Origin of the sequence: Glycomyces sp. NPDC021274 (assembly GCF_040641195.1) — a bacterium.
Taxonomy (GTDB): Bacteria; Actinomycetota; Actinomycetes; order Mycobacteriales; family Micromonosporaceae; genus Glycomyces.
In genome coordinates this window covers 383832-397568 of sequence record NZ_JBFADC010000001.1, presented here as the reverse complement: position 1 = coordinate 397568, position 13737 = coordinate 383832, and the positions used below count along the sequence as shown (strand labels likewise).

General features: G+C 71.8%; 12 protein-coding genes. 8 read left to right on the top strand and 4 right to left on the bottom strand.

Annotation, left to right across the window (positions count from 1 at the left end):
* Positions 1-22: 22 nt before the first annotated feature.
* Genes AB0I03_RS01705 through AB0I03_RS01695 form a run of 3 tightly spaced genes read right to left on the bottom strand, consistent with a single transcriptional unit; the run spans position 23 to position 3613 of the window.
* Positions 23-733, bottom strand: a complete 711-nt coding sequence (locus tag AB0I03_RS01705) for a hypothetical protein (RefSeq protein WP_360404720.1) — start codon at positions 731-733, stop codon at positions 23-25.
* Between the two features lie 53 nt (positions 734-786).
* Positions 787-3258 carry a hypothetical protein gene (locus AB0I03_RS01700; RefSeq protein WP_360404717.1) on the bottom strand — a complete coding sequence of 824 codons (2472 nt, stop codon included), beginning with the start codon at positions 3256-3258 and terminating at the stop codon, positions 787-789.
* A gap of 22 nt (positions 3259-3280) precedes the next feature.
* Positions 3281-3613 carry a hypothetical protein gene (locus tag AB0I03_RS01695; protein ID WP_360404714.1) on the bottom strand — a complete coding sequence of 111 codons (333 nt, stop codon included), beginning with the start codon at positions 3611-3613 and terminating at the stop codon, positions 3281-3283.
* Positions 3614-3864: 251 nt separating this feature from the next.
* Here AB0I03_RS01695 and AB0I03_RS01690 point away from each other — a divergent pair, with 251 nt between their 5' ends.
* The 8 genes from AB0I03_RS01690 (at position 3865) to AB0I03_RS01655 (ending at position 13124) form a co-directional block, all read left to right on the top strand.
* Complete coding sequence (locus AB0I03_RS01690; RefSeq protein WP_360404711.1) at positions 3865-4215, top strand: hypothetical protein; 351 nt, start codon at positions 3865-3867, stop codon at positions 4213-4215.
* Positions 4216-4230: 15 nt separating this feature from the next.
* Positions 4231-4533 (top strand): WXG100 family type VII secretion target, encoded by a 303-nt coding sequence (locus AB0I03_RS01685; protein WP_360404708.1) that lies wholly within the window; start codon positions 4231-4233, stop codon positions 4531-4533.
* Positions 4530-4883 (top strand): hypothetical protein, encoded by a 354-nt coding sequence (locus tag AB0I03_RS01680; protein WP_360404705.1) that lies wholly within the window; start codon positions 4530-4532, stop codon positions 4881-4883. The genes AB0I03_RS01685 and AB0I03_RS01680 overlap by 4 nt, the downstream gene beginning before the upstream one ends.
* Positions 4884-4903: 20 nt before the next feature.
* Positions 4904-6235, top strand: coding sequence for a type VII secretion integral membrane protein EccD (eccD, locus tag AB0I03_RS01675; protein WP_360404702.1), 1332 nt, complete (start codon positions 4904-4906; stop codon positions 6233-6235).
* A gap of 1 nt (position 6236) precedes the next feature.
* Complete coding sequence (gene eccCa / locus AB0I03_RS01670) at positions 6237-10199, top strand: type VII secretion protein EccCa (RefSeq protein WP_360404699.1); 3963 nt, start codon at positions 6237-6239, stop codon at positions 10197-10199.
* A gap of 43 nt (positions 10200-10242) precedes the next feature.
* Entirely contained in the window at positions 10243-10734 is a 492-nt protein-coding gene (locus tag AB0I03_RS01665) for a hypothetical protein (protein ID WP_360404696.1), read from the top strand.
* 63 nt (positions 10735-10797) lie between these two features.
* On the top strand, positions 10798-11544 hold the full coding sequence (locus tag AB0I03_RS01660) for an SDR family oxidoreductase (RefSeq protein WP_360404693.1): 747 nt from the start codon (positions 10798-10800) through the stop codon (positions 11542-11544).
* Positions 11544-13124, top strand: a complete 1581-nt coding sequence (locus AB0I03_RS01655; RefSeq protein ID WP_360404690.1) for a metallophosphoesterase — start codon at positions 11544-11546, stop codon at positions 13122-13124. Before AB0I03_RS01660 ends, AB0I03_RS01655 begins: the two co-directional genes overlap by 1 nt.
* Positions 13125-13176: 52 nt before the next feature.
* On the opposite strand, the gene AB0I03_RS01650 is transcribed toward AB0I03_RS01655, so the two are convergent.
* Positions 13177-13578, bottom strand: a complete 402-nt coding sequence (locus AB0I03_RS01650) for an alpha/beta hydrolase (RefSeq protein WP_360404687.1) — start codon at positions 13576-13578, stop codon at positions 13177-13179.
* Between the last annotated feature and the right edge of the window lie 159 nt (positions 13579-13737).

Genomic DNA, 13737 nt, shown 5'->3' with positions numbered 1-13737 from the left:
ATGGAGGGATGAGGGATTCGGTTCAGGGGACCAGCAGTGCGAACCGCTGGGTGTGGTCGTCCGGGTCGCACGGGGCGGTCGCGAGGGCCGCGCCCGCTTCGGCGGCCGCGTCCTCCAAGAGCCCCATGCAGAGGCCGGAGGCGACGACGGCGATGGTGTAGGAGTCGGCGCCCGCTCCGGTGAGCTGGAACCGCTGGAGGTCGGCGTCGGCGCAGTCGTACCCGGCGGTGAGGTAGCCGGCCTGGTCGGCGGGTTCGTCGACGCCCCAGCAGGCCTGCCAGTCGTCCGCGGTGAAGTCGAGGCCGACGGTGTACACGCCGCCGCCCTCGGGGGCGAACGCGAGGCTCGCCGGGTAGGTCGCGGTGCAGTCGCCGAGGACCATGACGCTGCGCTCGGGGTTGCCCGGTTCGGGGCCGTTGGTGATGCACAGTCCCGTGGCCTCCTGGCGGGCGAGGTACGCGCCGTCCGCCGGGAGGGTCGGCGCCGGGTCGCCTTCCGTTGCAGCAGAGGAGGACTCGGCCGCGGCGGGTGTTTCGGCCTCACCGCCGGAGGCGATGACGGCTGCGACGATCGCGATGAGGAGGACGACCGCGACGACGGCGGCCGTCGCGGCGACGGCCCTGTTGGCGCCGATCCGGTCGCGGAGTCCTTCGAGGCCGTGCTGGAGGCGGTCGGGCAGGTCGCGCCGGCCGGGGTGGTCGGCGGGCTTGCTGCGCGGATCGGTCTGCGTCACAGGGTTCGATTCCTCAGGGGAGGGGTAGGGGCGGGCAGCGGCCCGCCCCGGGGTCACTGGTCTTTGCGTTGGGCGTTGAATTCCCGCAGGTACATGTCGAGCTTGTCGCTGAGCTTGTCCTTGAAGAGGCGGTGGAGCTCCTCGGTCGCGAGGCGGTGGTCGAGGTTCTTGGCGACGCTGCCCTTGACGGGGGGTTCGTTGGCGGCGAGGAGGTCTTCCGCGGGGCGGAGCTTCCCGTTCTCGACGAGCCGCGGGTCGACGGCCTCGATGTCGGCGATGGTGATGCCGGACTTGGGGTCTTTGACGAGCTGCTGCATGACGGCGTGGTTGACCGCGAGGTCGTACTCCTCCTTGCTGCGGTCCCAGGTCTGGTCGAAGTCCTCGGGTTCGGGCATGACGCCCTTGTCCCAGATGAAGTCGTTGGCCTGGGCGACGCCCGGCGTCCACTTGAAGCTCTCGGTGATCTGCCGGATCGCCTGGTTGGCGAGGGTGCCGAGGGATTTGACGCCGGGGAGTTCGAGGATGAGCTCCTTGGCGGCGGCGGCTCCGGCGCGGGACCAGTTGGCGTGTTCGGTGGCGAGGGCGGTGGCGCGGTCGGCGTCGACCTGGGCTTCGGTGAAGACCTGGTTGAAGCCGTGGTCGAGCAGGCCCATGAGCATGCCCGACTCCGCGGCCTGGCTCTTGGCGGCCTCGGGGTCCGGCCACTGGTCGGCGTAGGCGGCTTCGGCGAGGACGTGCTTGTAGGCGGCCTTGCCGAACTCCTCGCCGGCGGCGCCGCTGCCCATGACGAGTTCGACGAAGTCGCGGCGGGTGTCCATCGACAGGTACATCTGCGAGGCGGGGTTGCCGAAGCTCGGCGTGCTGTCGCCGCCGTTGTTGGCGGCGCTGAAGTAGTCGAGGTATCCGGCGGCGGCCTTGCCCATGGACATGGCGATCGCGGGGTTGCCCTGCCCGATGGGGGCGTTCTCGAAGTTGCCGATCCTGCCGTAGGAGTCGGAGAAGAAGTCGTAGGCGGATTCGTTCCAGTCGCCTGAGGCCTTGCGGTCGGTCATCTCCGTGAAGAGGGCGTACGCGGATGCGGCGGCGCGGTCGCGCTCGGCCTTGTCGTTGGATCCGGCGTCGTCGCCGATCCAGTCGATGAGGCCGGACGCGGCGGCCCCGTCGTCCTTCCACTGGGGACCGAAGATGCCGCGGAGGACGTGCTCGGGGCTGTCCTTGCCGTGGTCGGGGTGCTGGAGGGCGCCGGTGAGCAAGGCGGCGTTGGCGTCGCGGTTGCGGGTGCTCACGCCGAGGATGTCGATGAGTTCGTCTTCGGCGCCGAGGCGGAACGAGGACTGTGCGTCGGCGACGGCGAGGGTCAGCGCCGCCGAGTACTCCTTGCCGCCTTCGAGGTCGTCGAGGCCGCGGCCCTGCATTGCGCCGAAGAACTTGCCGAGGCCGGTCAGCTCGGCGGCGGTCTCGCGGGAGTACGGGGGCTTCCCGCCCTTGCCGAAGAAGTGGTCCACAAGGGTCTTCATGCTGTCGGGCATGCGGGTCCCGCCGCCGCCGACGCGCGGGTCGGAGAGGGCGAGCATGCCGCCGCCCATGGCGGCGAGGATGAGCTGCTGGTCGGCCGCAGGGGTCTTGGAGCCTTCCAGGATGTCCGGGATGAGGTACAGGACGCCGGTCTGGACGGGGTTCTGCTCGGTCCACGGCTGGTCCATGCCCTTGAAGAACTGCTCGAGGAAGTCGAGCTCGTCGGCTTTGAGCGTCCCGCCGTTCTGCTGCTTGGCCTGCGCCTCGGCGGCGAGCGCGAGGATCGCTTCGAGCATCTTGCGCTTGTCGCCGGGGAGCGCTTCGTCCTCGTTGATGAAGTCGCGCAGCCATGCGGCGAAGTCCTCGCCGGCCTGGCCGGTGAGGGGCGGGACGCCGGCGGCCGCGCCGAAGGCGTTGAACAGGGCCCAGGTGGTGCCGCCTCCGGCGGCGAGGGCCTTGAGGTTCGCGGGGGTCGGGCCCTGCTGGAGCCGGGTCCCGGCGGTCTTGGCCTCGTCCTTGTACTTCTCGTACGCGGCGTTGACGATGCCCTGCATGGCGGCGAGCCGTTCGGCGCCGGCGTCGGCCATGGCGTTGTCCATGACCTTGGCGGCGACGTCGCTCGGCATGCCGCCGGTGACCCCGGCTGACGCGGCGGTGACGCCGAAGCCGCTGCTCACCGCCTCGTTCCACATGGTCGTGTAGTTCGCGGCGAGCTGCTGGTACGTGTCGGCGGCCTCGGCCCACTTCGCGGTGACGGCACTGCCCCACAGGGAGCCCTGCATGGCGGTGCGGGCCGCTTCGATCGACTCGGTGCCGCGGGTTTTGAGCTGCTCGGAGACGAGTTCGGTGAACTCGACGGCGGTGGTGTTCATGCGGGTCATGACCTCGCCGCCGAGGCCGATGATGGCGCCGGACTTGGCCTCGAGCTCGGTCGCGCCTTCGCGCAGGGACCCGACGTCCGCTTTGGACTCGGGGACGTTGAGGCTGGCCGCGGTGGGAATGCTCGGCATGGGGGTGCTCCTTCGCGCGGATTCAGACCAGGTTGATGCCGGGCGCGCTGGGCGCGGGCGCCGGGACGCTCTGCAGCCCGGCGTTGGCGGCGTCGGTGCCCACGCTGTCGCCCACGGTCAGGTGGGTGGTGGTGCCGACGCTCCGGCCGTGCTCGGCGGTCTTGGCGAGGTCGGTCGACCAGGTCGCGCCGAACTCGTCGTAGCCGGTGGCGACCTCGGGCTCCCCGGCGGCGGTCACGCACTTGTCGACGATGCTCAGCAGCTCGCCCTGCAGTGCGCCGAACGACTCGGCCGAGGCGATGGTCTGGCCGCCTTTGGCATTGGCCTCGTTCGGGTTCATGCCGATGCGATCCATGGGTCCTCCAGGGGGGTGCGGACGCTTGGTGCGGACAGCGTACCGAGCGCCAATGAGGATTGAAGGAACATCAGGTGAACTGTTCTCCTTGCACCCCAACGAAAGTGACGCCAGATACGGGTGTGGCGGGAAGTCCCCGCGAGTGTCCGGAGTGGTGATTCCAGGCCTTCACTTCGACTTCACCGCCGTGTCAACAAGAACCGATACGATCCCCCGCACGGGCCGTCCACAGCTCCTTAGGAGGCACCCCCATGGCCGGAATCGGCACGGAATTCGGGCTCACCACCGCCAACGCCCTCACCACCAGCGCCAACAACCACGGCATCTCCGTCGAGAGCCTCACCGGCGACCTCCAAGCGCTCATCAACGAGATGGAGGCCGACGTCGACGCCCAGCAGGGCGAGTCGCTCGCCGCCTTCCAGCGGGCCAAGGCCGCGTTCATCACCTCGTACAACGACATGGCCGCCAAGTACGGCATCAGCGGCCTCGCACAGGGCGCGACCAGCGACGACGGCTTCACCACCGACGACCAGAACGTCGGCGGCTACACCGGCGCCGAAGGCAACCTGCCCGGCATCAAGCCGATCACGATCCAGATCTAGAAGGGACCCTCCACTATGCCTGGTTCAGGATTCGAGCTGTACGGCAACGTCGGCAACCTGCAGGACCTCGCCGGCGTCCAGCACACCTACCGCGGCCGCTTCGAAGCCATCCTCGGCGAGATCAAGAGCCACGTCAGCACCGTCCAAGGCCAGTGGGTCGGCGCGGGCACCGACGGCTTCGGCACCTTCAACACCACCGCCGAAGGCGAGTTCGCCGAGATCCAGGCGGCCTTCAACAAGCTCGCCACCGCCACCGACGACTCCGCCACCAACTGGTCGGGCACCATGACCCGCATCAACTCCCGGTGGGGCGGGTGACCTCGGCGACCACCGAGACCCCCGCCGGCACCAACCCGGGCGCCGGCACCGACCTCGCCCCGATGGCCATGCGGCGCACCGGCCAGAGCGAACGCTACGTGCTCCAGGCCGCCGCCCTGCGCCGCCGCCAGCTCCGCGCCGCCGTCCTCTACGGCTCCGCGCGGAGCTGGCGCCAGCGCCAGCCGCTGTGGCCCGCCGCCCTCATCGGCGCGATCTGCGTGGCCCTCGTAGTCGCCGCATTCGCCGTCGCCAACGCCTTCGAACAGCAGCGCCAGCGCGACGCCGAAGCAGAGGCCGAACGCAACGCCCTGCACGCCCCGCCCGCCGCCGCCCTCCTCCACACCCCCTAGCCCCACCGAAAAGGCTCCCCTTGCCCGGTCGATACAGCACCGTTACCGTCGTCGGCCCCCGCGCCACCCGCGACCTCGCGCTCCCCGACGACCTCCCCGTCGCCGAACTCCTCCCGGAACTCCTGCGGCACACCGGACCCGAGGAACCCGACGAGGACGGCACCGGCTGGGCACTGTCCACCATCGACGGCACGACGTTCGCACCCGCCGACACCCTCGCCGCACGGGCGGTGCCCGACGGCGGCATGCTCCTCCTCCACGACGCCACCGCCGCCGCACTCCCCGACACCGTCGAAGACGTGCGCGACGCCGTCGAGGACGCCGTGGACGCCGCCGGCGCCCGCTGGGAACCCGGCACCGGCCGCCTCCTCGCCATCGGCACCGCCGGCCTCCTCGTCGCCGCCGCCGCGTTCAGCCCCGGCGCCGACACCGCGGTCCTCCTCACCGGCGGCCTCGTCTGCCTCCTCGCCGTGCTCATGGCCTGGTGGTCGGCCCGCCAGCACGACCTCATGACCCACCTCGCGCTCACCGGCGGCGTCCTCTGGGCCGGCCGCGTCGGCCACACCGCCGTCGACGTCCTCGCCCCCGACGGCGCCGCCCACCCCGCCACCCGCCTCCTCGGCGCCGGGATCGCCGCACTCCTCCTCATCGTCGCCGCCCGCGCCGGCGCCCGCCTCGCCACCGCCTACGCCGTCGCCCTCGCCGCCGCACTCGCCCTGACCGCCACGGCCTGGGCACTTTGGGCCCACATGGGACTCGACGCCGTCCGCGCCCAGACCCTCATCATCCTCATCGGACTCTTCGCGCTCGCCCTCGCGCCCCGCCTCGCCATGGCCTCCGCCGGACTCTTCGCCCTCGACCGCGACGTCCGCGCCGGCGACCCCACCACCGACGTGCACCTCGCACGCCGCCTCGAAGCCACCGACGCCCGCCTCACCGGCGCGGTCTGCGGCATCGCCGCCACCACCGCAGGGGCCGCCGTCCTCCTTGCCGCCCAAGCGGACACGTGGACCGCGCTCATGGGCACCGGCGCCGTCCTCGCCCTGCTGACCCGCTCGCGGATCTTCGACCTCGTCCGGCACGTCGCCCCGCTGCGCCTCGCCGGCATGGCCGCCCTCGCCTGGGCCGCCTGGCGGTGGACCGGCCAGTCCGAGCCGCTGCTCGCCTGGCTGCCGGCGCTGGCGGTGCTGGCCGGGCTCGCGTACGTGTCCGTGGCGTCGGTGTCGCGATCGGCGGTGTCGGCGGCGTGGTGGCGGCGGGTCGTGGCGGTCGCGGAGACGATCCTGGTGGCGGGCATGATCGTCCTGGCCGGGCACCTGGCGGGCCTGTACGCGATGGTCGCCGGGGTCTGACATGGGCACCGACGTCGTCCGCCGCCCCGCGCGGCGCCCCGCACCCGAGGTCTCCACCGAGCCGATCGCGCTCGCTTCGCCTCCGGCCCTCGGCGATCCGCCGTCGGCGGCGATGGGCGCGCCGATGCTGATGATGCCGCTCATGTCCGGTTCGGGCGCGATGATCATGGTCCTGTCGAACCTCGAGCGGCCCCTCTACGCGACAGCGGGCCTGCTCATGCTCGTCGCGAGCGTCGTGATGGGCGTCGTCCTGTTCGCCGCGATGCGCTCGGGGCCCAGGCGCAAGCTCCGGCAGGAGCGCGAACGGTACCTCGACTACCTCGAGGACGCCCGGCACACCATCAGGGAGGCGGTGAAGGCCCAGCGCGACCGCGCGGCCCGCCGCCACCCGCACCCGGGCCTGCTGCTCGGGCTCGCGTGCGACCCGAACCGGTGGTGGGAGCGCCGCGGCACCGACAAGGACCTGCTCACCGTCCGATGCGGACTCGCGGCGGTGCCGCTGAGCCGCGCCCTGTCCTTGAAGATCGACGAGCAGCACCCGCTCACCGTCTACGACCCGGTGTGCCAGTCGGGCGCGGAGGAGCTGGTGGAGCAGTACGCGCGCCTCGCCGACCAGCCGCTCACCCTCGACCTCGGCGAGGTCGGCGACACCGCGATCGTCGGCGAGTACGCCCGCACCCGGGCCGCCGCGCAGGCGATGCTCGCCCAGCTGGCGGTGCTCGTCGCCCCCGAGGACCTGCGGATGGCGGTCGTCGCCCACCCCCGCGTCGCTCCGGAGTGGACGGCGCTGGCGTGGCTGCCGCACCTCCTCGCGGACGCCGGGGACGGCGACGCGCCCGTCCCGCTCATCTGCCCGACCACGGCCGAGCTCGCCGAACTCCTCGCCGAGGACCTCGCGGTCCGCGCCGCGGAGCTGCGCCGCCGTCGCGGCGGCCCGCCCGGGCCCGGCTCGCGCCGCCTGCTCGTCATCGTCGACGGCGAGCACCAGGTCTCCCTGCCGGGCCTGATGAACGACTTCGAAGCGCCGCAACTGCTCGGCGTGCACCTGTGGACCCTCGTGGCCGAGCAGCGCCAGGAACCCGAGCACACGGCCGCGCGCCTTGAGGTGGACGCGGAGAGCATCACGATCACCCGTATCGCGCGCACTGAAGGCGGCATCACCGAGACCACGAGCACCGGCCGGCCCGACCGGCTCGACCCGGCCGACCTCGCGGCCATCGCGCGGGCGCTGAGCCCGTGGCGGCTCGCCCTCGACGACGTCTCCCGCGCCCTCTCGGGCGTGCACGGCCTCGCGGACATCCTCGGCGTCGCCGATCCGGCCGAAGTGGACTGGCGGCGGACGTGGGCGCCGCGCGAGGAGTCCGCGCTGCTGCGCGTCCCCTTCGCCGTCGACGCCGAGGGCCGACCCGTCGAACTCGACCTCAAGGAGTCCGCGCTCGGCGGCATGGGCCCGCACGGCCTCATCGTGGGCGCCACCGGCTCCGGCAAGTCCGAGGCCCTGCGCACCCTCGTCGCCGCGCTCGCGGTGCGCCACCCGCCCGAGCGGCTCGCACTGCTCACTGTGGACTTCAAGGGCGGTGCGACGTTCGCCGACTGCGACGCCCTGCCGCACAGCGCCGGGGCCATCACCAACCTCGCCGACGACCTCGGTCTCGTCGAACGCTTCGCCGAGGCGCTCTACGGGGAGATGAGCCGCCGCCAGCAGCTGCTCAAGGACGCCGGAAACCTCCCGAACGTCCACGCCTACGCCAAAGTGCGCCAGCAGCGGCCCGAGCTCGAGCCGCTGCCGCACCTGCTCGTCATCATCGACGAGTTCTCCGAACTGCTCACCGCCAAGCCCGACTTCTCGGACCTGTTCGTGGCCGTGGGCCGGATCGGGCGCTCCATCGGCGTGCACCTCCTGCTCGCCACGCAGCGGCTCGAATCCGCGCACCTGCGCGGGCTCGAATCCCACCTGTCCTACCGGATCGGCCTGCGCACCTTCTCCGAAGCCGAGAGCCGCGAGGCCATCGGCGTCCCCGACGCCTACCGGCTGCCGCCCGAACCCGGCTCCGGCTACCTCAAAGTCGACACCACGATCTTCACGAGGTTCAAGGCCGCCATGGTCTCCGGCCGGTACACGCCGCCCCGCGAAGAGGCCGAGCACACGTTGCCCGTGCTGCCGTGGCCCGTGCCGCCCGTCGTCAACATCCTCGAATCCCTTGCGGGCCAAGCGGCCGAGCGCGGCGCGGGGGAGCTGCCGGACGCCGAGCACAGCGTGCTGCGCGTCCTCGTCGCCTCCCTCGCGAGCGCCGCCGACACCGAGGGCATCGACCGCGTCCGCCCCGTCTGGCTCCCGCCCCTCCCTGAAGCGCTGCCGCTCAACCGGGTCGACACGGCCCCCGCCGCACCCGACGGCACCGTCACCGCCTTCCTCGGCCTCCTCGACCACCCCCGCGAGCAGCGCCAGGGCCCGCTGCAATGGGACCTCTCGGGCGCCGACGCCAACCTCGTCGTCCTCGGCGCACCCGGCTCCGGCAAGTCCACGCTCCTGCGCACCCTCGTCGCGAGCCTCGCCCTCCGCTACCCGCCGCACCTCGTGGCCGCCTACGTCATCGACTACGGCGGCGGCGCGCTCGGCGGCCTCACCGCGCTCCCGCACGTCGCCGTCACCGCCGGCCGGGCCGAACCCGAACTCGTCGCCCGCACCCTCGCCGAAGTCCGGTCGCTCCTGGACGCCCGCGAGAACCTGATGCGCCGCAACGGCATCGACTCGGCCGCAGGACTGCGCCGGGCCGCCGCCGAAGGCACTGTGGACGTCCCCGGCGACCTTGTCCTCGCCATCGACGGCTGGGGCGGCCTCACCGAAGCCAACGACGACGCGAACGACCTGCTCATGGAGATCGCCTCCCGCGGCCCCGCGCTCGGCGTCCATGTCGTCCTCACCGCCGTCAACTCCACGCAGGTGCGCTCCCGCCTCGCCGCGTCCTTCTCGGGCCGCATCGAACTGCGCCTCGCCGACGCCTTCGACTCCGGCATCGACCGCAAACTCATCGAAGACCTCCCCAAGGAGATCCCCGGCCGGGTCCTCACCGCAGCGAAGCGCTTCGGCCACATCGCCCTGCCCCGCATCGACGACCGCGACTCCACAGAGGACCTTGCCGAGGGGTTCGCGGACCTCGCCCGCGAAGCCCGCCGCCGGTGGCCCGGACCCGGCGTCGCCGCCGTCAAGGCCCTCCCGGTCGACGTCGGCCTGCACGAACTCGTCCCGACCGCCGCGGCTCCCACCGGCGACCCGTACGCGCTCGCGCCCGTCGTCGGCGTCGCCGAGAGCGACCTCGGCCCGGCCGCGATCGACTTCGCGGCCGACCCGCACCTCGTCGTATTCGGCGACACCCAGACCGGCAAGACCACGCTCCTGCGCGCCATCATGCGCCAGATCGTGCGCCGCCCCGGCACCGAAGCGGGCATCTTCCTCGTCGACTACCGCCGCTCCCACCTCGAAGAAGTCCCCGAGGACCACCTCATCACCTACTGCAACACGGCCGCCCACGCCGCCCAGAACGCCGCCGAACTCGCCGAAGCCCTCAAGAAGCGCCTCCCCGGGCCCGACGTCACCCCGCAGCAGCTGCGCGACCGCGACTGGTGGACCGGCCCCGAGGTCTTCGTCGTCGTCGACGACTACGACCTCGTCGTCACCACCGCCGGCAACCCCCTCGCGCCGCTGACCGAACTCGCCGCCCACGGCGCCGACCTCGGCCTCCACGTCATCCTCGCCCGCCGCACCGGCGGCGCCAGCCGCGCCGTCTACGAACCGCTCCTGCGCCAGCTGTGCGACATGTCCAGCCCCGGCCTCCTCTTCTCCGGCGACCGCCTCGAAGGCCGCCTCATCAACGGCACCGCCAGCCGCCAACTCCCACCCGGACGGGCCCTGCTCGCCCGTAGAGGCCAGACCCCCGACCTCGTGCAGATCGCCCGCCCCTGACCGGCGACAAAAGTGGTCAGCGAGGCTCCCGTCTCCACCGCCGATGAACCAAGCGCTCGTCACCCGCCAGGCGCCCCGATCCGCCGCTCTCGCCGAGCCCTTGCGGGCCGCCGTGACCGCCACCGGTGCCGCCGAACGCGAGGCCCGCCTCTGCGACGCCTACGAGGAGCCGACGCGCCGACACCACTCGCTCGGCCTGACCGAGCCGATCGACACCACTCGCCTCCGCTTCTTCGACTGCTTGCTCGACGTCATCGGCGCCGACCGGTTCGCCCTGGCACTGTTCGAGTCGATCACCGACGAACGCCTGCGGTCACTACCGCCGAGCGGGGCGGTCGACCGGTGCTCGGACAACACCGACCTCCTCGATCAGCCCCACGCCATCCGGGCCGCCGGCACAGCCCCGCGAATGCGCTTAGATGCCCAGGCACCTGCTGCTCGCGGGCTGAGACAAGCTCTCAGCCCACGCACCCAGCCGGTACAACAAGACTCCTCAACTGCCAGAACACGCATCGGCCCGCTGTGTTGGCGTTGAGTGGACGCCGCCGAAGCAACCACGATAAGGTCGCCCAGGACCCCACCGAGTCGAGGAGACCCCATGACCCGCACGGCAGTCATCAGCGGCGGCGGCACCGGCATCGGCTACGCGATCGCCGAACGACTCGCCGCCGGCGGCGACGACGTCATCCTCACCGGACGCCGCGAAGCAGTACTCGCCCAAGCCGCGGAAAAGCTCGGCGACCGAGCCTCCTTCGTGACCGCCGATCTCACCGAAGTCGAAGGCGCCGAACGCGTGGCGAAGCACGTCGCCGACCGTTCGGCGACTGTGGACGTCATCGTCGCCAACGCGGGCGGCAACATCGGCGTCCAAGCACCCGAACGCAAACCCGAGGGACTCGCCGGCGTCTCCTGGCTGTGGTCGGAGAACCTGCGGCTCAACGTCATGACCGCCGTCCACCTCGTCGAAGGGCTCAAACCGCTCCTCGCCGACCACGGCCGCATCCTCCTGTTCAGCTCCCTCGCCGCCTACCGCGGCAGCGGTTCGGGCAGCTACGCCGCCTCGAAGGCCGCCCTGCACCCGTACGCGATCGACCTCTCGGTCGAACTGGGCCCCAAGGGCATCACCGCGAACGTGATCGCCCCCGGGTACATCCAGGACACCGAGTTCTTCGGCGAAGGGATCAGCCCGCAGCGCCGCGCCAGGAACATCGACCTGACCCATACGAAGCACGCCGGCACCCCCGCCGACATCGCCGCCCTCGCGCACTGGCTCGCCGCGCCCGAGGCCGGGAACGTCACGGCCCAGATCATCCAGTCCAACGGCGGCGCCGTCGTCGGCCGCTGATGGCGTTCGCCTGGTTCATCGTCCGGCTCCTCGCAGTCACCGCGGGATTCGCCGCGCTGCACTACTACCTGTGGTGGCGACTCTGCCGCGACACCACCGAGGCCGGTTCGCGGTGGCGCCCGATCGGCGCGGCCGTCCTCGCCGTCCTCGCACTGTTCGGGCTCCTCGCCCGGTTCCTCACGCCATCGGACGCGCCGATGGCCGTCCAAGCCGCCGCGGGATATCCCGGCCTGATCTGGTTCGGCCTCTTCCTCTACCTCTTCGGCCTGCTCGTCGTCGGGGAGGCGCTCCGGTTCGCCCTCATCCGCCGCGCCCGCCGCGACATGACCGAGGCCGAGATCGCCGCCGACCGCGCAGACGGCTTCTGGCACCACCTCCGCTCGATCCTCGTCAGACTCCGGCTGTGGCCGCGATCCGCACTACCGCCCATCGACCCGACCTCGAAAGCGACGGCATCGGGACGCGTCGCCAAGACAGGCACCAGTAATACGTCACACGCCACCACCGAGGCCGGCGAGATCGCAGCCGCGACCCCCTTGCTGGCAGCGTCCGACGCCAACCCCGACGCCGAAACCAATAGCACATCACACACCACCACCCAGGCCGGTGAAATCGCAGCCGCGACCCCCGAGCCAACTGCGTCCGACGCGCACCCCCACGCCGACACCAGTAGCACGTCACACGCCACCCCCACAACCGGCGAAGCCGCAACCACCAAGGCCGGTAATGCATCACATGCCACCGGCCACCCACGACGACGCGTCATGTCGCGGGCGATCGGACTCAGCGCCTCGGCGCTGGCCGTCGCCACCGTCGGCCACGGCCTGTACGAGGGGTACCGGACCCCGCCGCTCAAACCGGTCACGGTGAACCTCGAGCGGCTCGCGTCCCGCTTCGACGGCTACCGGATCGCCGTCGTCGGCGACACCCACTTCTCGGCGATCCGCGGCCGCGGCTACTGCCAGCGCGTCGTCGACCAGATCAACCGCGCGCAAGCCGACCTCATCGCGTTCGTCGGCGACCTCGCCGGCAACGAGGCCGACCAGGTCCGCGACGCCACCGACCCCCTCGCCGGCCTCCAAGCGCGCGACGGCGCCTTCTTCGTCGCCGGCAATGCCGAGCACTACGTCGGGGCCGACGAGTGGTACGACCGCGTCGCGGAACTCGGCATGACCGGCCTGCCGAACACACGTGTCGAACTGCCCGGCTTCGACCTCGCGGGCGTCAACGACCTCATCGTGGAGCAGCGCCACCTCACCGACGAGACCGGCCCGGACTTCGAAGCGGCCCTTGGCGACCGCGACCCGTCGCGCCCCGTGATCCTGCTGGCCCACCAGCCGAACGCCGTCGACCGGATCGCCGACTACGGCGTGGACCTCCAGCTCTCCGGCCACACCCACGGCGGGCAGATGTGGCCCGTCCACTACGCCTCGCTCATCCGCAGCGGCCAGCTCAGCGGCCTCGAGCGGCACGGGGACACGCAGGTGTACGTCACCAACGGCGCCGGCACGAACGGCCCGCCGATCCGGGTGGGCGCCGACGCCGACATCACGGTCATGACCCTCCGCGCATCAAGCTGACCGGCAACGACACGGCCGGGCACGCAATGCGCACCCGGCCGCCGGCACCGTCCTACAGTGCCGGATCCGCCTCACAGGTATAGAGCGGCATCCCGGCCCCGGTGAGGAAGCCGACCACCGTGTCCACGTACAGCTCCGGCTGATCGAACTCGATCGCGTGCCCGGCGTCCGGGAAGTACACCAGGTCGGCCCCGAAGACCTCCCGGTACTCGCGCGTGATCTCCCAACGCTTGTAATCGCACTCCCCGCGCAGCACCAGCACCGGCACCTCCAGTCCCGTGAGGGCCGGACGGGGATCGGACGTCGTCGCCTGGTCCATCGCGATGAGCTGGTTCGCGTAGAAGCCCGGCACCGACTCCGGGATCGCCATCGGCTGATAGGGATCGCAGTTCGCCGCCGGGCCCACGATGGCCAGCAGCCGCGCGAACACCGCGTCGATCTCCGCATCCGGCACCAGCGCCCGGGGCCGCGGCCGGGTTCTCCTCCATCAGCAGCGACCAGGTCAGAAGCCGAACGCCGCCTTCGGATTCCAGCGCCGCCATCGCACGCGACTGCTCCGGCGTGAGCAGGTTCCACAAGTCGCGTTTCTCCCGGCCCTCCCACTCGGGCGCCC